This window comes from Aeromonas sp. 160P, assembly GCF_055193095.1.
On the sequence record NZ_JBUXKV010000001.1, the window covers coordinates 3,326,681 to 3,345,452 of the forward strand.

Here is an 18,772-nt window from a genome sequence, read left to right on the forward strand (position 1 = left end):
AAGAATCGAACAATGCCCATAACACTCCCCGCCTTACCCGCCAAAGCGGGCCAGAAGTTAACCCTCGGCCAGCTGGTCGGCAGCAGTCTCGCCCTGATTGCGGCCCGCCTCACCAGCGACGCCAAAGGGCCGGTACTGCTCATCACCGCCGATACCCCGAGCGCCCTGCGCCTTGAGCAGGAGCTACAGTATTTGCTGGCAAACACGCTGCTGGCCAACAAGCAGTTGGCTGAGCAGGACTGTCCGGTGCTGCTGTTTCCCGACTGGGAAACCCTGCCCTACGATACCTTTTCCCCCCATCAGGACATCATCTCCCAGCGGCTCGAGACCCTCTACAAGCTGCCGCAGATGAGTAAAGGGGTACTGATCGTCCCCATCTCCACCCTGATGTTGCGCTGCGCCCCCCGGGTCTATCTCGACAAATACAGCCTGGTGGTCAAGGCCGGGCAGCGCCTCAACCTGCAACAACTGCGGGGGCGGCTGGCCGAAGCGGGCTATGTTGCTGTGGATCAGGTGCTGGAGCACGGCGAGTTTGCCGCCCGTGGCTCCCTGCTCGATCTCTTCCCCATGGGCAGCAACAGCCCCTATCGCATCGACTTCTTCGATGACGAAGTGGACTCCATCCGCCCGTTCGATCCCGAGACCCAGCGCTCCAGCGAGCCGGTCAAGACCGTCAGCCTGCTGCCTGCCCGGGAGTTCCCCACCGACGAGACGGCCATCGAGCTGTTTCGCGGGCAGTTCCGCGAGCAGTTCGAGCTGTCGCGGGCCGAGGGCTCCGTCTATCAGGAGGTGAGCAAAGGGCGCTGGCCCGCCGGCATCGAATACTATCTGCCGCTCTTCTTCAACCAGACCGCCAGCCTGTTTGACTATCTACCGGAAGAGACCCTGCTGCTCACCGTGGGGGATATCTACCCCGCCGCCCAGCGCTTCTGGAATGACATCGACCAGCGCTATGAAGACCGCCGCTGGGATAACACCCGGCCGCTGCTGCCACCGACGCAGCTCTATCTGCCAGTGGAGCAACTGTTTGCCGCCCTCGGTCAATATGGCGCGGTGCGGCTGCAAGAGGCCCCTACCGCTGGCGATGCAGGCCAGCACGATCTGCCCATCTCGGCGCTGCCCGAGCTGCAACTTGATCACAGCAAGGAGCAACCGCTACTGGCGCTGAACCAGTTCCTGCAAGGCTTTGCCGGTCGCACCCTGTTTGCGGTGGAGTCCGAAGGGCGGCGGGAAGTGCTCGGCGATCTGCTGGCGCGTATCTCGCTGCAGCCCAAAGAGTTCGCCTCGTTAAGGGATTTCATGGCGAGCACGGCACGCCACGGTCTACTGGTGGCGCCGCTGGAGCGCGGCTTCCTGCTGCAGGGGGCCGGTCAGGATCCATTGGCGCTGATCACCGAGACCGAACTGTTGGGTGGCAAGGTGCGCAGCAAGCGCGCGCGGGAGAAGAGTAAGAACCTGAGCTCCGATGCGGTGATCCGCAACCTCGGCGAACTGACCCAGGGCCAGCCGGTGGTGCATCTGGATCACGGGGTTGGCCGCTATCTGGGGCTGGAAACCCTCGATGCCGGTGGCCTGCCCACCGAGTTCCTCACCCTCGAATATGCCGGTGGTGACAAGCTGTTCGTGCCGGTCACCAGTTTGCACCTCATCAGCCGCTATACCGGCTCTGATAACCCGCCCAGCCACAAGCTCGGCGGTGAAGCCTGGGTCAAGGCGCGGCGCAAGGCGGCCGAGAAGGTGCGCGACGTGGCGGCCGAGCTGCTGGATGTCTACGCCCACCGAGCCGCCCGCGCCGGTTTCGCCTTCAAGCACGACAAAGAGGCCTATCGCCAGTTTGCCGCCAGCTTCCCGTTCGAGGAGACCGACGATCAGCTCAACGCCATCAATTCGGTGCTGGGGGACATGTGTCAGGCCAAGAGCATGGATCGACTGGTGTGCGGCGACGTCGGTTTTGGCAAGACCGAAGTGGCGATGCGTGCCGCCTTCGTGGCCGTCCATGGCGGCAAGCAGGTGGCCGTGCTGGTGCCCACCACCCTGCTGGCGCAACAGCACTACGACAACTTCCGCGATCGCTTCGCCAACTGGCCGGTGCGGGTTGAGGTGCTCAGCCGCTTCCGCTCTGCCAAGGAGCAGACCGCCGTGATGAAAGAGTTGGCGGAGGGCAAGGTGGATATCATCATCGGCACCCACAAGCTGCTCGGCGCCGAGCTGACCTTCAAGGATCTGGGCTTGCTGGTGGTCGATGAGGAGCACAGATTCGGGGTGCGCCAGAAAGAGAAGATCAAGGCGCTGCGGGCCGATGTGGATATCCTCACCCTCACCGCTACCCCGATCCCGCGCACCCTCAATATGGCGATGGCGGGGATGCGGGATCTCTCCATCATCGCCACCCCGCCCGCCAAACGGCTCGCCATCAAGACCTTCGTGCGCCAGCACGAACCGGCAGTGGTGCGCGAAGCGGTGCTGCGGGAACTCAAACGCGGCGGTCAGGTTTACTACCTGCACAACGACGTAGAGAGCATCGAGAAATGCGCCGCAGATCTGGCGGAGCTGGTACCCGAGGCCCGCATCGGTATCGCCCACGGTCAGATGCGCGAGCGCGACCTTGAGCGGATCATGTCCGACTTCTACCACCAGCGTTTCAATCTGGTGGTCTGCACCACCATTATCGAAACCGGTATCGATGTGCCGAGCGCCAACACCATCATCATGGATCGGGCGGATCACCTGGGATTGGCCCAGTTGCACCAGTTACGGGGTCGGGTTGGCCGCTCTCACCATCAGGCCTATGCCTACCTGCTCACGCCACATCCCAAGCTGATGAGCAAGGATGCGGTCAAGCGGCTGGAGGCGATCGCCGCCCTTGAGGATCTCGGCGCCGGTTTTGCGCTGGCGACCCACGATCTGGAGATCCGTGGTGCGGGCGAGCTGCTCGGTGACGATCAGAGCGGCCAGATCGAATCGGTCGGCTTCACCCTCTATATGGAGATGCTGGAGCAGGCGGTCGAGGCGCTGAAAAATGGCAAGGAGCCGTCACTGGAACAGCTGATGAGCCAGCACACCGAGGTGGAGCTGCGCCTGCCTGCGCTGTTGCCGGATGACTATATTCCGGACGTCAACATGCGGCTCTCCATGTACAAGCGGATCGCCAGTGCGGCGGACGAACAGGAGCTGCGCGAGCTGAAAGTGGAGCTGATCGACCGTTTTGGCCTGCTGCCGGAGGCGTCCAAAACCCTGCTGGAGCTGGCGGCTTTCCGCCAGCGTGCCACAGCGTTGGGCATTCGCCGGGTAGAGATGAGCGAGCGCGGCGGCTATCTCGACTTCACCCAGGAGACCAAGGTCAATCCGGCCTATCTGGTCAAGTTGCTCTCCAGCCAGCCACGGATCTACAAGATGGACGGGCCGACCCGGCTGCGGTTTCAGATGCCCACCCAAGAGCGCGCCATGCGCCTCAAGCTGGTGGATGGCTTGCTGGCAGATCTGGCCAACAACAGCCAGTGAGGGCGGGCCTTGCAGGCAGATAGCCCAGCCCATGAAGCCAATGAAAACGGGAGCCAAATCGGCTCCCGTTTTATTGATGCTGGCTGGCGCTGAGTATGTTAAGTCCGACAACCCGAGCCCTGGTTGGGCCTATCTTAGTTCAGCCCAACCTGCCCGGCTGATCAGATGGGGACATTCAACCCTGGTTGGCCGGATCCTCGTGGGCTGAGAACTCCCGCATAAAGGCCTCGGCCCGCTCCACCATCTTGGTCGACCCGACAAAGTAAGGGGTGCGCTGGTGCAGCGCGGTGGGCTGGATATCCATGATCCGGCCAAAGCCATCTGACGCTTTGCCACCCGCCTGCTCCACCAGAAACGCCATCGGGTTGCACTCATAGAGCAGCCGCAGTTTGCCATTCGGCGAGTTGGTACCGGACGGATAGATGTAGATGCCGCCCTTGAGCAGGTTGCGATGAAAATCAGAGACCAGGGATCCGATATAGCGGGAGGTGTAGGGGCGATTGGTCGCCTCGTCGCGCTCCTGACAATATTTCAGGTACTTCTTCACCCCGTCCGGGAACTTGATGTAGTTGCCCTCGTTGAGCGAGTAGATCTTGCCCTCTTCCGGAATACGGATGTTCTCGTGAGAGAGGCAAAAGCAACCGATGGAAGGATCATATGTAAAGCCGTTGACACCAAAGCCGGTGGTGTAGACCAGCATGGTGGAAGATCCATAGACCACGTAACCTGCTGCAACCTGACGGTTGCCCGGTTGCAGGAAGTCTTCCAAGGTCACTGCGCCACCTTGCGGGCTCAAACGGCGGTAGATGGAGAAGATGGTGCCGACCGAGACATTGACATCAATGTTGGAGGAGCCGTCGAGGGGGTCGATCAACACCACATATTTGGAATTTTTGGAGAGTGGCGAGTCAAAGGCCACGAAGTCCTCTTCCTCCTCCGAGGCCATGCCACACACCTCGCCACGGGCCTCAAGTGCAGCCTTGAAGCGCTCGTTGGCATAGACATCCAGCTTCTGCTGCACCTCTCCCTGCACGTTTTCAGCGCCCATTGAGCCGATGATATCCGCCAGCCCCGCCTTGTTGATCTCCCGGTTCACCACCTTGGCAGCGAGGCGGATCGAACTCAGCAGCGAGGTCAGCTCGCCAGTCGCGGTAGGGTAGTCCGCCTGCTTTTTGACGATGAACTCACCCATGGTGATCATGTTTCGCATTGTTATTCCTTTAGGTCGCATCAGTTGGCTTTGAAAACGTTTGCAGGGGCCGGTAAAAAAAACACCGATCACCGACGGCCTTGATTTGTAACCTAATGTAACGCCTGCCTTTGCTTTTTGCAGCGAATTAAGCGGTCTAATAAATCGACGATTTCGCCCCTTTCTCGCTCAATTATTCCCTTTAAAAGGTTTCATACGATAACTTAAGCCCGCTTAATTCGTGCAAATAAGCGGCTGTATCCCGCGTGATGACTGGCATTCAGCCGCTGGCTAAAGCACCGGCTGACACTTGCTTCCCACTCTGCCGCCCCTTGAGATCCGATCGCCGATCCAGCACACTGATTTCGCTTTGGAAGCAAATAAAACTCAAGGATTATCAATGAACAAGACTCTCATTGCCGGCATGGTAGCCGGACTATTTGCCCTTCCCGCCTGGGCTGCCCAGGTGCCTGCCGGTACCAAGTTGCTGCCGGATGCCCAACAAATCTATGTGACCAATATCGGCAGCGAGCCCACCACCATCGATCCCCAGCTGGTGGAAGAGAGTGCCGGCAGCGCCATCGTCAACGATCTGTTTGAAGGGCTCTACGTACTGGATGGCCAGGGCAAGACCCAGCCCGCTGGCGCACTCAGCTACGAGGTCGATAAAACCGGTACCGTCTACACCTTCAAGCTGAGGCCCGAGGCCAAGTGGTCAAACGGTGAACCGGTCACCGCCGCCGATTATGTCTACGGCTGGCAACGGGCTGCCGACCCCAAAACCGCCTCCAACTACGCCTGGTTTATCGAGTTGACCGGTGTGGTCAATGCTGGCGAGGTGATCCAGGGCAAGAAGAGCCCGTCAGAACTTGGCATCAAGGCGCTCGATGAGCACACCCTGCAGGTGACCCTGACCAATCCGGTTCCCTTCTTCCTGAAGACCCTGGCCCACTACACCACCTTCCCCGCCCCCAAAGCGACCATCGAAAAATTTGGCAAGGAGTGGGTCAAACCGGGCAACATCGTCTCCAATGGCGCCTTTGTACTCAAAGAGTGGACCCCCAACGAGCGGCTGAGCGCCGAGCGCAATGCTCATTATTGGGATAATGGCAACACTGTGATCAACAAAGTGGTCTATCTGGAGATCGTCTCCGAGACTGCCGCCTACAACCGCTATCGCACCGGTGAGCTGCACTACACCACCTATCCGCTGGAACAGTACAAGCATCTCAAGAGCCAGAGCCCGGCAGAGCTGGTGAGCGCCCCCATGCTGGCCACCTATTACTATGTGTTCAATGTGAACCGCAAACCGTTCGATGATCCGAAAGTGCGCAAGGCGCTCTCGCTGGCCCTTGATCGAGAGACCATCACCGACAAGATCCTGGGACAAGGGCAGCTGCCCGCCTTCAGCCTGACCCCGCCGAGTGTCGATGGTTTTGATCTGAAAAAACCGGCCAGCCAGCAGCAGAGCAAAGAGGCGCGGATCTCGCAGGCCAAAGCCCTGCTGGCCGAAGCGGGTTATGGCCCGGACAAACCGCTCAGCGTGGATATCCTCTACAACACCAACGAGGGGCACAAGAAGATCGCACTGGCCATCTCCTCCATGTGGAAACACAACCTGGGGGTCACCGCCACCCTCAACAACATGGAGTGGAAGACCATGGTCTCCACCCTCAACGAGGGGGATTTCGGGGTGAGCCGCTACTCCTGGAACGGGGACTATAACGATGCTTCGACCTTCCTCGATATCCTGACCTCCAGCAGCAGTGGCAACAGCGGCAAGTGGTTCAACAAGCAGTACGACGCCCTGCTCGCCAAGGCCCATGACGCGCAGGATGCTACCGAGCGCAATCAGCTCTACCAGCAGGCCGAAGCATTGATCGAGGCAGAAGCCCCGATCGCGCCGGTCTACTTCTACGTCAAATCGCGGCTGCTCAAGCCGTTCGTCAAGGGTTATCCCTATGAGAACCCGCAAGACATCGTCTATAGCCGGGAGCTCTATCTGGTCGCCCAGTAACCGGCTCGGCCAGATCTGACCATAAAAAAGCGCCTGCATTGCTGCAGGCGCTTTTTCGTTCTTGGCCAGCACATCACGCTGCCAAATTACCCGTCCGGGCACGATTACTCCTCAGGACAGGGCGCCATCGCCACCCGGCGACGCCTCAGCACCACAGGACGCACCAGCAGCTGTGCCAGCAAAACCCCCAGCAGGGTCAGACCGCCACCGATCAGGTGATAGCTGGTCAGCCGCTCCCCCAGCAGGGTGATGGCAAGGCCAGCCGTCAGTACCGGCAGCAGGTTCATAAAGATGGCGGTGCGGTTGGCACCGAGCAGGGTGATCCCCTGCATCCAGAGCCAGGGGCAGAGTGCCGACGCAGGGATCCCCGCATAGAAGATCAGCCAGAGCGCACGCCCTTCTGGCAACTGACCATCCACCAGCAGATAGAAGGGGGTGAGGATCACCACGCTACAGAGCACCTGACCGTAGAGCAGCGACCAGTTATCCAGCCCCAGATCCCACTTCTTGAGCAGCACGCTATAGAGGGCATAAGTGCCCGCCGAGAGCAGCATGTAGACCGAGCCGATATGAATGCCCTGGGTAAACAGCCGGGTCGGGTCCCCCTGCCCCAGCAAGATAGACAAGCCGAGGATGGAGAGCAGCGCCCCCAGCACGGCGCCCCAGGTGGGCCGCTCGCGCAGCAGCCAGATGCTGAACAACACGGTCAACAGCGGCGTCAGTCCCATCATCAACCCCATCTCGGTGGCCCCCAGGGTTTGCGCCGCGTAGTAACCAAAGGTCTGGTTGAGCACCATGCCCAGCAGCGCCAGCATGGCGATCTGCCAAAGGCCAGCCCGTAAACGGGCGCGCACGCGCCATACCCGCCGGGCCAGAAACGGGCTCAACACCAAGGCAGCCACCACCCAGCGCGACCAGGCCATGGCGGCGGGCGACAACACACCGACCGCCAGTTTGCTGACGATGCCATTACCCGCCCAGATGGCAATGCAGGAGAAGGGGAACAAGAAGGCAAGGGGCATGCACACATCCAGGATCACGAAGCAGACAACAGCGAGCGAGTATAAGGGGCGAGCGGCCAGATACAAATATGCCCGCACAATCGCGGGCATAATTTAACGGTCATCAACAGGTTGGTATATCAGTGCAGAAACGCGTTCAGAAGAACGTCACGCCGCATCCATATGAAGTCTGGAGATCATCTGGTTGACCTCCGTAACCGTTTGACGGTGAGGGATGTCGGCAGCGCTCGGCATCAACAACACACCAAATTGAAAATCAAACCGACCTCGACCATGGATGTAAATCCGACCTTTGAAGAAGGTTTTGACGTGCTTTGCCACCATCAGTGGCAGGTACTTCTTGAACACTCTCATCGTTTGCAACCTCTTGCAGTTGTATCCGTATGACAGCAGCTTCTGCGAAATAATTCCGTTAACTAACTATAAAAAACCGGAAAAATCGCCCATCTCTTCCCAAAAAATTCAATCTATAACTTTTTATTAACTTTTAGCCTATTGTATGCGGCCCTTCCAACCAGAGCAAGGCACCTTTGCCATTGTGCCACTCGATGCAAGCGATCCCTGAGGTGGCAAACATCGGTGCGCCTGCGGCCGGACAGAGGCTTTGCACCAGATAACCCACCAGCGGCAGATGGCTGACCATCAGGATCTGGTCGTGTTGTTCAGCCAGGGCGGTGAGGTAGCTGGCCACGAAAGCGGTATCTCCATAAGGGGTAATGTCGCCACTCTCTTCGACGGCTGCTGCGTCAGGTAACTCACTGCATATGGCTTGCCAGGTTTGGCGGGCCCGCAGATAGTTGCTGTGGATCACCCGATCCAGCGGGCCGCTCAGCTGAGGCGCCAACCAGCGGGCCATGCCGATGGACTCTTCAATACCCTGTTCGGTCAATGGACGCTGTTCATCTGTTTTCGCATTCATGCCAGCCTGGCCATGACGCATGATATAGATCTTCATTACAACCTCGCCCAACGGGCCTGTTTTGATAGCTGGCGGATCTTACCCCGCCACGGGTATGTAAACAATTGCGCTACCTCTCAGAAAAGGGTTTGCCTGACGGGATAGCGCGGTCGATAATCATGTTTAAATTCAAATAAATCCAACGTGAGTCACACGCCAATGAGCCCATATGCCAGTCCTAACGACCATCGGCAATACCATTTTCTGGCGCTGGCTAACCAGCTCAGGGTCTTGTTGATTTGTGATCCCGATACCGACAAATCCGCCGCCTCTCTGGCGGTCAATACCGGCCATTTTGACGATCCTGCCGACCGCCAGGGCATGGCCCATTTTCTGGAACACATGCTGTTTCTCGGCACCGGCACTTACCCCAAGCCCGGTGAATACCAGCAATTTATGAGCCGTCATGGCGGCAGCAATAACGCCTGGACCGGCACCGAGTTCACCAACTTCTTCTTCGAGATCGACAACGGCTTCTTTGAAGCGGGGCTGGATCGCTTCTCCCAGTTTTTTATCTGCCCCACCTTCACCCCTGAGTGGGTAGACAAGGAGCGCAACGCCGTCGACTCCGAGTACCGCCTCAAGCTGCAGGACGACGTGCGCCGCAGCTATCAGGTGCATAAAGAGACAGTCAATCCCGCGCACCCCTTCGCCAAATTCTCGGTGGGCAACCTTGATACCCTGGCCGACCTGCCGGGCCGGGATCTGCGCTCCGACCTTATCCGTTTTTACGAAAGCCACTACAGCGCGGATCGCATGGCGCTGGTAATGATTTCGCCAGCATCGATCGATACCCAGTTGCAGTGGTGTTGTCGCTATTTTGCTCCCATTTTGAATCGCAATTTGGGAACGCCGACCCTCACCATGCCGCTCTACCGGCTCGATGATCTCGGCGTGCGCATCCACATCAATCCGGTCAAGGAGACCCGCAAGCTGTCACTGAGCTTCCCCTTGCCCAATGTGGACGAGTTTTACGACACAAAGCCCCTCACCTTCCTGAGCCATCTGCTTGGCTACGAGGGGGATGGCAGCCTGCTCTCCCTGCTCAAGGCGAAAGGCTGGGTCAACCAGCTCTCGGCGGGGGGCGGCATCAGCGGCGCCAACTTCAAGGATTTTGGCGTCAACTTCGGCCTGACACCCTTGGGCCTTGAGCATGTGGACGACATCCTCGCCGCCCTGTTTGGCTATTTGAAACTGATTGGCCGCGAAGGGTTGCAGAGCTGGCGCTACGACGAAAAGCGCACCGTGCTCGAATCGGCGTTCCGCTTTCAGGAGCGCGGCCGCCCCCTCGATACGGTATCGGGGCTGGTGCTCAACCTCTTTAGCTACAAACCTGAGGATCTGCTCTACGGCGACTACATGATGCGGGAATATGACGAGGGGCTGATCCGCCGCTTTCTCGCCAAGCTCACCCCGCACAACCTGCGCATCACCATTACCGCGCCGGAAGTGGCGACCGATCGGCTGGCCCGCTGGTATCAGACCCCCTACAGCGTGGCGACCATCACCGAGGCCGAGAAGATCCGCTGGCAGCAGAGCGAGCCGGATCCGGCGCTGGCCCTGCCGCTGCCCAACCCCTTTATCAGCAGTCGGCTCGATCCACGCTCGCCGGCACTTGCCGCCGACATGCCCGCCTGCCTTATCGATCGCCCCGGTTTTCGCCTCTGGCACCTCCATGAGCACCTGTTCAGCGTGCCCAAGGGCAATCTCTATATCTCCATCGACAGCGAACATGCGGTGAAAAATCCGCGCAATATCGCCATGGCGCGCCTCGCCGTGGAGCTGCTGACCGATCACCTCAACGCCCTCACCTATCCGGCAGAGCTGGCGGGGCTGGGCTACCAGATCTATGCCCATCAGGGGGGCTTTACCATCAACCTGAGCGGCTTTGCCGACAAGCAACCGCTCTTGCTCGACATGATCCTCGGCAACCGCACCCTCGGCTATCCAGACCCGGGCCGCTTCGCCGAAATCAAAGAGCAGCTGATCCGCAACTGGGACAATCAGTCCAAGGCGCGCCCTATCTCCCAGCTATTCAACCAGCTCACCAGCCTGTTGCAACCGAACAACCCGCCGTTCGAGCAGTTGCTGCGCCACCTGCGCACGGTAGAGCTGGAAGAGATGCCCGCCTTTGTCGCCCAGCTATTTGGCGAGGTGCATGTCGAGGCGCTGGTGCACGGCGACTGGACCGCCCCCGAGGCGCTGGAGCTGGCAGCCCTGATGGAGCGCCACCTGAGCGACATCAATGGCGCCAGCAGCAAGCCCAGTGGCGAGACCCGCCGTCCGCTCATCTCCATTCAAGACAGGGGCACCCTGATCCGCGAGCAGGGTTGCGATCACGAGGACTCGGCGCTGCTGGTCTACTACCAATCCCGCACCACCCGACCGAGGGATCTCGCCTGCTTCACTCTGGCGAACCACATCATGTCCTCCACCTTCTTCCACGAGCTGCGCACCCGCCAGCAGCTGGGTTATGTGGTGGGCGCCGGCAACCTGCCCCTCAATCGCCACCCGGGCCTGATCTTCTATATCCAGTCGCCGGTGGCGGGGCCGCAGATCCTGCTGGATGCAGTGGAGGAGTTTATCGACCTCTTCCCGCTGGCCATGCTCGAATTCACCGAGCAGCAGTGGCAGGAGAGCAAGGCGGGGCTGCAAGCCCAGCTCAGCGAGCGGGATGCCAACCTGCGCAGTCGCGGCCAGCGGCTGTGGGTCAGCATCGGCAACAAGGATCTGGGGTTCGATCAGCGGGAACGGGTCTGCGACGAGGTGGGTAACTTAAGCCGCGCCGATCTGGTGCGCTTTATCACCCAGCTGCGCTCGCGCACCTCCGATCGGCTGATCCTCTGCAGCTATGGTCAGGGGCACGAACATGACGAGCGGATCACCGGCCAGTTTATCGATGATCCACGCGCATTTCGGCTCAATGCCGCCACCTTAGAGGCCTGATCGGGCCTCGCTGTCCCCCGTTTTCCCCCTCCCACGGTAAATCGCAGGCAATAAAAAGCCGACCCATCAGGGTCGGCTGGAAAAACCATAACAATTGCGACCAAAGCCGCCAAAAGTGAACATGAGCGTGAAAATCAGACACTGAGTTGCTGATCAGCAAGTGGGCTAAACCCTGAACTTGCGTTGCAATGCCAACAGTGATTGAGAAACAGCCTCATAGTAGGCACTCCCGCCGCGAATCACGTTGATCTATGTCAAAGGAGGTAGCGAAGAGCACACAGCCCGACGATTTGTCGGCGCAGATCACCCTTTGCCTGCCCGTTAGCCACGGCGCACCAGCCGGTACGCCACCTCATCGAAGTAAGAGAGCTGACCCGCCAGCACCTTGGGATGATCCACCTCGGCGGCGCGCCCCAGCACCTCGATGCGAAAATCGCGCTCGAACAGTGCCCGCACCTCCATCTCCCCCACCGAGAAGGGGGGCTGAGTCTGCTGCTCCGGCTGATATTCGAGGGTCACCAGCAGGATCTGGCCGCCTGCTTCCACCAGCTTGCTCATCAGCGCGGCATATTGACGACGCATCACCGTCGGCAGGGCGATCAGCGCGGCGCGGTCATAGACCAGCCGGTAACGGCGACCCAACTCGGGGGCGGCGAAAAAATCCCCCTGAAAAATGCGCAGGCTGTCCACTTGATGGCACTGATAAGGGCCAACTTCGCTCACGGCAGCGGCGAGCTGGTTTTCACTGAAGAACTGACTGACGGCAAGGGTCGATAGCTCGAAACCGTCGATCGGATGACCCTGACCACTGAGCCAGAGCATGTCGCGGGACTTGCCACACAGGGGAACCAGCACCGGCTCGTCCGCTTGCTGGGCCGACCACCAGGATTGCAGCCAGTGGTTGAAGTCCGCCTGATGAAAGCCAATCCGGTTCTCTTCCCAACGCTGATGCCAAAACGCAGCTTCCATCGTTATTACCCTTCTGTACTAAAGATGCCTCAATATCACAACTTAACCGGCACCGCGCAACCCTCTGCCCTGCCCTTTTTGCCGCGCAGACCCAGCGTGTTATCAGGCGAATGACCGGAGTTCCCCTTGCCGCCGACCTCGCGGCAGCCACTGGCCCGTATTGGCTCGTGTATCACGCTTTTGTCACGGGCACGGCGCCACCGCCCCATGCAAATGCGTCATGGGTGGGTGGCGATGAATGAATGAGAGGCATGGCGTTGGCAGGCTAAACAGCGCCTGCCAACGCCCAACAGGTCACGACAGGGTGGCGCGAGCGGCCGCCAGCTGACGGTCGATATAAGCAAAATCGGGGCGTTCGGTAGGGGATTCAGAGAGACAGGCCGCTTTGAGCTGATGCAGCCCATCGAGCGGTGAACCTTGCGTATCGCAATGCGCCAACAGTTCCTCCAGCAGGCAACCAAAGGCGCGCACTTCCAGTCGCTCAAGGCCCTGCGCCCGCTCGCGGTTGCTGCGGTCATAGCTGTTGCGTTCATACAAAGAGGCCGCGCCAAAATCCCCCAGCAGGGCGCGAGCCGGAGCGTCAGGGCCACGGACAAACAGAATATTGTGGCCGTAGAGATCACCGTGCATGATGCCCGCGCGGTGCAGATGACCCGCTACCGAGGCAATGCCGTGAGCCATCGCCAGCGCATCCGGCACACAGAGGCGCAATCCATCGGGATAGACATCCCGGGTGCAGGAGTCCAGGCTCGGCGGCCCGGCCAGATTGGCAAAGGCCGGGTCGATCAGCTCCATCACCAGCGCCGCAATGCCGGAGGGGTGATCCGCCACCTTCCCCATCACCTTGATAAGGTTGGGATGAGTGCCCGCCGCCAGCGATGCCGCCATCTCGCAGCGGGGCAGCCCATCGCTGGTCACCGCCCCCTTGAACAGCTTGACCGCCACCTGACTGGCATCGCCTCTGTCGCTCGCCTGACTCGCGTTATCGGCACTGGTATTGGCATCAGCCACGTCACCAACCATGTCATCAAAAATAGTGGCGCGATGGATAACGCCGGATGCCCCCTGCCCCAGCAGCTCGCCCAGCGCCAGAGTGTCCCAGGCCAGGGTCGCGACATGGGCATCATCGATGGCCCGCGCCTCCTCCCCTTCACTAAAGGGGTTGCCGGAGTAGGCGAGCCAGGCAAGGCGCGGCAGCGACAGCAGCCACTCGGGGAAGCGCTCAATGCGGTTGGCGGCGATACGCAGCAGCTCCAGATTGCGGCAGTTGGCAAGGCTGGCCGGCAGCTCGCGCAGGCGGTTGCCCGCCAGCATCAGCTTTTGCAGGGCGTCGCACTGGCCCAATTCATCGGGCAACTGTTCCACCGCGTTGTCGGTCAGGATCAACCAGCGCAACCGCGCAGGCAACGCCCTGGCCGAGACGGTGGCAATCTGGTTGGCCTTGAAGCCCACCATGGTCAATGCCGGGCAGCGCCCCAGCACCTCTGGCAGCTCGGTAAAGCGGTTCTCGGAGCAGAAGATGATGCGCAATTTGCTGAACCCCGCCAGCTCGTCAGGGAGCGCGCTGAGCTGATTGCCGGTGAGATCCAGCACCTCCAGCGTCTCTTTGAGGCTCAAAATCTCGGTGGGGAACTCCGTCAGATTTTCACAAAGCTTCAGATGGCGGGCACCGCACAGTTCGCCCGCGCGCAGCTGTTCCAGAGTATGCATAACCGTTTCTCAATCCTGATGATCTGCCTGATGGCGTAGCCAGCCATCAGCGCGCGCCGAACCTGCGTCCGGCGGTTTTAAAGGGGAGCATTATAAAGAATTCGGGGCGCAGATCGCCCCTTTTGTTGCCTGCTGACGAGGCATGGCGTCCAGCAGCCCCCCCCCAGCGGATTAACGAAACACGTAGGGTGCAATAAGCGCAGCGCATTGCACCGTTTGCGGGGCGGCTTTTGTTCAAGAAAGCAGAGACCAAATTAGCGGTGCAATTTCATTGCACCCTACGGCACTACTTTTTCCACATCGTCAATTGTTGCAATTTGAGGTGGTTTTTCCATTCTCTGCAAAGATAAATCATCAAGATTAATTTTTGCTATTTTACCTTCACTAAATAGATTCAATGAATATCTTACTGTAATATCTCGTTCGGTTGCATTTTTAACAAGCATGGCTTTATAAATTTAACCTCCGTGTTATTCATGACATATTTCCTTGACCTAAAATATAATACTACCCATAATTCGCGCCGCTGTTTGGCGTTTCCTTGATAGGATTGTTAGGCTTACTACCACCTGTTGTTATAAAATTCATATTTCTCATGGCTGTTTGCTTGGCCAAAACCATCTAGGTCAGGGAATAACGTCAAATGACGAATGTCATACGCTTCTTGCAGGATCGTTAAGCACTTTTCTTTCAATGATGGAGGAATGGCGAATATATAAGTAATATCATCATCTTTGGGTAACGCCAAACTTCCACGCTTGTCATTTTTAACTGAACTATATAAGAATTGCGAGTGTTGAGCGGCAATGCGCTTTGTTATAGATGGTGGCTCCCAAGTCATGGGGTAGTCCATATCTTCCAACTCTTCAACCACCTCTTTATAAGGCCGTATTTCTGGCTCACCTTCATATCCGCCTAAATGATCTGTATGTATACCGATTAGGGCACCTGTCTTATTAGGTTCCGAAACGCAACAGAACCAAAGTGCAACTAGTGCATTTTTACTAGTGTCTACTAATCTAGTTGCCGCGCCATGATGTTGTAGACGCGCGAGTAATTCCATATCAGACAATTCACGACCATCAAGGAACCTATAGCCATTATGTGTCGCTTGTTTAAGCAAGCGAACTTCGTATGAGGCTAAGCAACGATCATTGTTCGGATGAACTCTTCTGTAACCCGAGCTATGAACAGGCCAATCAATACTGCCTTGTCCTCGCCACATTCTTGTTATAAAAGAACTATTCTCAAGGCGCCCATTATGAATGGCTTTAATTAGATCATCGAAGCTTGCTGGCTGCCTCACCTTTCCAAAAATATCAGATTTAATTAGTTTCATGATTTCTCGTGTACTTCTTATAAGCCTAACAGTTATTAGATGGAAGGCTGTATCAATCCAATAGCAGAGCCTTCCGTATAACTCCGTTCCGCCTGCATGAACCAGTTTTCTGCTTTTTACCTGCGCTGTTTCTCTGGCCTGACTCATAGATGACTCCAAAGAGGCCATTTCCAAACGACTATCCTAGCGAGCAAGGCAGATAAGCAAAAGAGGATGATGATAGTTTCCTGAGCAAGATCAACAAATTAATCAATAAGTAGCAATGCTGACCGCATATCAGAGATGCCGGATCGTAGATTAAGGAAAAGACCCCCTCGGGCGTCTTTCTTATTCGTGAGGTTGGCGGTAAACCGGTTAGAAGCTCTGCCCCTCCCCGCTTTTATCCCCTCACGCTGGTTCACGCTGCTGGTGATCAACAGATAAAAAAATCCCCGCCGGTTGGCGGGGATTTTTATTGGGTCCTTCTTCATCCCGCGAACGGGAGAGCGCACTTAGCTGGCCTTGCGCAGGATCTGCTCAAGGTAGTCGGCAAAGTTGTGACCGTGATGCTCCAGCAGTTTCGGGAACATGGAGATGGAGGTCATGCCCGGGAAGGTGTTGATCTCGTTGAGCAGGATCTCCCCTTCGTCGGTCAGGAAGAAGTCGATGCGGGAGAGGTGGGTCAGTTTCAGCTGACGGAACGCCTTGAGGGCATACTCATGGATCGCATCGGCCTGCGCCTGGGTCAGCCCTTGTGCCGTGAGGCTGGTTTCGGTGTGGCTGGCGCTGCTGTACTTCTCTTCATAGGTGTAGAACTTGTCCTGCGGGACACAGATCTCGCCCGGATAGGTGGCAATCAGCTCGTCACCATACTGGTAGGCAGCCACTTCCAGCTCGCGCGGCTTGACCGCTTTTTCGATCAGTACCTGTTCGGAGTAACCGAAGGCATCGGCAATACCCTTCACCAGATCTGCTTCGTTGCTGGCGGAGTAGCAGCCAACGGAAGAGCCCTGGGAGGCCGCCTTGATAAAGACCTTGCCCCACTTGGCCAGCGCAGCTTTCGCCTCGGCGAGGGCCGCGTCGCTCTGTTCGGTCAGGAACAGGTAAGGGGTGTTGGGAATGCCGATGGCGGTGAGCCACAGTTTGGTGCTGATCTTGTTGAAGCAGATCTTGCTCGCCTCGGCATCGCAACCGAGATAAGGCAATCCGGCCAGTTCGAGGAAGGATTGCAGATCGCCGGTCTCACCCGGGTAGCCGTGAATGCAGGGCACCACGTAATCCACCGGACGGGCCACGCTGTCAAACGAAAGCAGCTTGTCGAGCCCCAGCTTGCACTCGCGGCCATCGGCACTGAGCCAGCGGTCGGCGAACATCTCGACACGGGTCACTTCGATGCCGGGCAGGAGAGCGAGTTGTTGCTCGAGGAAATTGGCGCTACGCAGAGAGACTTCGTGCTCGGAGCCACCGCCGCCGCACAGCAGCAAGACATGCATGTTCTTCATTTAGATGTGATCCCTTGGGAAAGCGGCCTCGTCATGACCATTTGATAAGCCAACCACCATAAAAACCGGACGAAGCCAGATACGAACATAAGTGCGCGCCAGTGTAGCAAGGGAGATCAACCCTTGTCAGCTGATGGGAGCCCCATCACCCTACTTCTTGCGGTGAAAAGCGCCCGTGCCGTCAAAAACCGGTAAAACCGCGCCTCAGCGGGGCGGATCTACCCGCCCCACACCATTGCCATTGACCCGAAACCAGCCAGCAATGCTGTAACGTAGTTGATTGGCGGGCAACACTTCGTGGGGAAACTCCTCGGAGAGGAACAGCACCAATCGCCCTCCTTTAGGGCTGACATCCATCAGAAACTGCTCGTCGTTGTCATACACCCTGAGCACGCCACCGGCCTCGGGCTGCCAGTCGTTGTTGAGGTAGAACACCGAGGTGAAGCGGCGGTTGGAGCGACCGGCAAAGGCATCGCGATGGGTGGCGTAAAAATCCCCGCTGCGATAGCGCGCAAAGTGAGCCTCGTAGTCGAACAGCCCCAGCATCAGCATCCGGTTGGCGGCGAGCCGCAACAACTCCATTCGCGCGAGGTAATCGACCACAGGGGCACCGAGCTCCGGCTCCAGCCAGTGGATCTGGTCACGGCGAATATCGGCATTGCCTTGATGCAGTGTCTCACGGCCGATCCCGGCGGGTTGCCATTCGGTGGGTAGACACGCTTTGAGGGCATCCACTTCGGGGGCGGTTAAAAAATCATCCACAATCACCCATCCTCGGGTGTAAATGGCATCCATGACAGCTTGATAGTCCAAGGCAGGCTCACAATGAGTGGAGAGAGGGCGCTTTGTAGCGGCTTACCGGCCAAGGTACAAACCGGTTTGCTTCTCTTGAGAAGTCCCGCCATCAATACGCTATTTCATTGATGGCTATCTGATTTTTCTAGATGAGTGTGATCCCGCCCCTCCCCTTGCCGTATTGGCTGACGAAAGTGTGATATTACCCGCAATGAGCAGGTGCCATCACCGGCGAGCCTTGCCGCAGCAAGAACCAACCGATACCGTAGCAGTAGCCCTGTTCCCCCGCTCTTATGCTGACAACCAACAAAAGGATAATGTCATGTCCCTGCCTGATCTGACTTTGCAACAACTGGATGACACCCCCTATCCGCTGACTCAGCTGGCGGGCAAGGTGATACTGGTGGTCAATGTGGCCAGTCGCTGTGGATTTAGCCCGCAATACACCGGTCTTGAAGCGCTCTATCAGGAGCTTGGGCCCAAGGGATTGGTGATCCTGGGCTTCCCCTGCAACCAGTTCGGCAATCAGGAGCCGGGGGATGCGGAGGATATCGCCCGCTTCTGCTCACTCGACTATCCGGTCAGCTTTCCCATCATGGCCAAGTGCGATGTCAACGGCGAACATGCCCACCCCTTCTACCAGTGGCTTAAAAAGCAGAAACCGGGATTTTTGGGGCTGGAAAACGTCAAATGGAACTTCACCAAGTTTCTGATCGATCAGGATGGCAATGTGGTGGACAGATTCGCCCCCCAAGCCAAACCCGAGAGCCTGACCGAACAGATCCGCGAGATGCTCTGATCCCCCAACCTTGTTTTCGCCATATTTACACCATTGTGTGGCGGCC

General features: G+C 58.1%; 13 protein-coding genes. 4 read left to right on the plus strand and 9 right to left on the minus strand.

Going from position 1 to position 18,772, the window contains the following annotated elements; translation table 11 throughout:
* Positions 1–12: 12 nt before the first annotated feature.
* On the plus strand, positions 13–3,501 hold the full coding sequence (mfd, locus tag ACY8FN_RS15525; protein WP_463100514.1) for a transcription-repair coupling factor: 3,489 nt from the start codon (positions 13–15) through the stop codon (positions 3,499–3,501).
* Between the two features lie 175 nt (positions 3,502–3,676).
* On the opposite strand, the gene fbp is transcribed toward mfd, so the two are convergent.
* Positions 3,677–4,711 carry a class 1 fructose-bisphosphatase gene (gene fbp, locus ACY8FN_RS15530; protein ID WP_042020895.1) on the minus strand — a complete coding sequence of 345 codons (1,035 nt, stop codon included), beginning with the start codon at positions 4,709–4,711 and terminating at the stop codon, positions 3,677–3,679.
* Between the two features lie 379 nt (positions 4,712–5,090).
* Between fbp and ACY8FN_RS15535 the strand changes: the two genes are divergently transcribed.
* The gene (locus ACY8FN_RS15535; protein ID WP_463100515.1) at positions 5,091–6,707 is read left to right on the plus strand and encodes a peptide ABC transporter substrate-binding protein; all 1,617 of its coding nucleotides are present in this window, start codon (positions 5,091–5,093) and stop codon (positions 6,705–6,707) included.
* A 104-nt stretch (positions 6,708–6,811) separates the two neighbouring features.
* Here the strand turns inward: ACY8FN_RS15535 and ACY8FN_RS15540 are convergent, their stop codons facing one another.
* The 3 genes from ACY8FN_RS15540 to sixA all read right to left on the minus strand — a co-directional run bounded on the left by ACY8FN_RS15540 (position 6,812) and on the right by sixA (position 8,684).
* Positions 6,812–7,729 (minus strand): DMT family transporter, encoded by a 918-nt coding sequence (locus tag ACY8FN_RS15540; protein WP_463100516.1) that lies wholly within the window; start codon positions 7,727–7,729, stop codon positions 6,812–6,814.
* Positions 7,730–7,876: 147 nt separating this feature from the next.
* Entirely contained in the window at positions 7,877–8,083 is a 207-nt protein-coding gene (locus tag ACY8FN_RS15545) for a DUF1107 domain-containing protein (protein WP_139694198.1), read from the minus strand.
* 133 nt (positions 8,084–8,216) lie between these two features.
* Entirely contained in the window at positions 8,217–8,684 is a 468-nt protein-coding gene (gene sixA / locus ACY8FN_RS15550) for a phosphohistidine phosphatase SixA (protein WP_042019250.1), read from the minus strand.
* 162 nt (positions 8,685–8,846) lie between these two features.
* On the opposite strand from sixA, the gene ACY8FN_RS15555 reads away from it, so the two are divergent.
* Complete coding sequence (locus tag ACY8FN_RS15555; protein WP_463100517.1) at positions 8,847–11,633, plus strand: insulinase family protein; 2,787 nt, start codon at positions 8,847–8,849, stop codon at positions 11,631–11,633.
* Between the two features lie 321 nt (positions 11,634–11,954).
* Here ACY8FN_RS15555 and ACY8FN_RS15560 read toward each other — a convergent pair whose 3' ends face one another.
* From ACY8FN_RS15560 to ACY8FN_RS15580, 5 genes are all read right to left on the minus strand, one after another.
* Positions 11,955–12,602, minus strand: a complete 648-nt coding sequence (locus tag ACY8FN_RS15560) for a thiopurine S-methyltransferase (RefSeq protein ID WP_463100518.1) — start codon at positions 12,600–12,602, stop codon at positions 11,955–11,957.
* Positions 12,603–12,896: 294 nt separating this feature from the next.
* A complete protein-coding gene (locus ACY8FN_RS15565; RefSeq protein WP_463100519.1) occupies positions 12,897–14,312 on the minus strand; it encodes a leucine-rich repeat-containing protein kinase family protein in 1,416 nt (471 codons plus the stop codon).
* Positions 14,313–14,874: 562 nt separating this feature from the next.
* Positions 14,875–15,651: an FRG domain-containing protein gene (locus ACY8FN_RS15570; protein WP_463100520.1), complete on the minus strand. Its 777-nt coding sequence runs from the start codon at positions 15,649–15,651 to the stop codon at positions 14,875–14,877.
* A 491-nt stretch (positions 15,652–16,142) separates the two neighbouring features.
* Entirely contained in the window at positions 16,143–17,132 is a 990-nt protein-coding gene (locus tag ACY8FN_RS15575; RefSeq protein ID WP_463100521.1) for a D-alanine--D-alanine ligase, read from the minus strand.
* A gap of 204 nt (positions 17,133–17,336) precedes the next feature.
* Positions 17,337–17,945, minus strand: a complete 609-nt coding sequence (locus ACY8FN_RS15580) for a 2OG-Fe(II) oxygenase (RefSeq protein WP_463100522.1) — start codon at positions 17,943–17,945, stop codon at positions 17,337–17,339.
* 304 nt (positions 17,946–18,249) lie between these two features.
* Between ACY8FN_RS15580 and ACY8FN_RS15585 the strand changes: the two genes are divergently transcribed.
* Positions 18,250–18,726 carry a glutathione peroxidase gene (locus ACY8FN_RS15585; protein WP_463100523.1) on the plus strand — a complete coding sequence of 159 codons (477 nt, stop codon included), beginning with the start codon at positions 18,250–18,252 and terminating at the stop codon, positions 18,724–18,726.
* The last annotated feature ends 46 nt before the right edge of the window (positions 18,727–18,772 follow it).

Bases quoted from the DNA above. Each gene is read 5' to 3' on its own strand.
- mfd (WP_463100514.1), top strand. From the start codon at position 13: ATGCCCATAACACTCCCCGCCTTACCCGCCAAAGCGGGCCAGAAGTTA.
- fbp (WP_042020895.1), bottom strand. From the start codon at position 4,711: ATGCGAAACATGATCACCATGGGTGAGTTCATCGTCAAAAAGCAGGCG.
- ACY8FN_RS15535 (WP_463100515.1), top strand. From the start codon at position 5,091: ATGAACAAGACTCTCATTGCCGGCATGGTAGCCGGACTATTTGCCCTT.
- ACY8FN_RS15540 (WP_463100516.1), bottom strand. From the start codon at position 7,729: ATGCCCCTTGCCTTCTTGTTCCCCTTCTCCTGCATTGCCATCTGGGCG.
- ACY8FN_RS15545 (WP_139694198.1), bottom strand. From the start codon at position 8,083: ATGAGAGTGTTCAAGAAGTACCTGCCACTGATGGTGGCAAAGCACGTC.
- sixA (WP_042019250.1), bottom strand. From the start codon at position 8,684: ATGAAGATCTATATCATGCGTCATGGCCAGGCTGGCATGAATGCGAAA.
- ACY8FN_RS15555 (WP_463100517.1), top strand. From the start codon at position 8,847: ATGAGCCCATATGCCAGTCCTAACGACCATCGGCAATACCATTTTCTG.
- ACY8FN_RS15560 (WP_463100518.1), bottom strand. From the start codon at position 12,602: ATGGAAGCTGCGTTTTGGCATCAGCGTTGGGAAGAGAACCGGATTGGC.
- ACY8FN_RS15565 (WP_463100519.1), bottom strand. From the start codon at position 14,312: ATGCATACTCTGGAACAGCTGCGCGCGGGCGAACTGTGCGGTGCCCGC.
- ACY8FN_RS15570 (WP_463100520.1), bottom strand. From the start codon at position 15,651: ATGAAACTAATTAAATCTGATATTTTTGGAAAGGTGAGGCAGCCAGCA.
- ACY8FN_RS15575 (WP_463100521.1), bottom strand. From the start codon at position 17,132: ATGAAGAACATGCATGTCTTGCTGCTGTGCGGCGGCGGTGGCTCCGAG.
- ACY8FN_RS15585 (WP_463100523.1), top strand. From the start codon at position 18,250: ATGTCCCTGCCTGATCTGACTTTGCAACAACTGGATGACACCCCCTAT.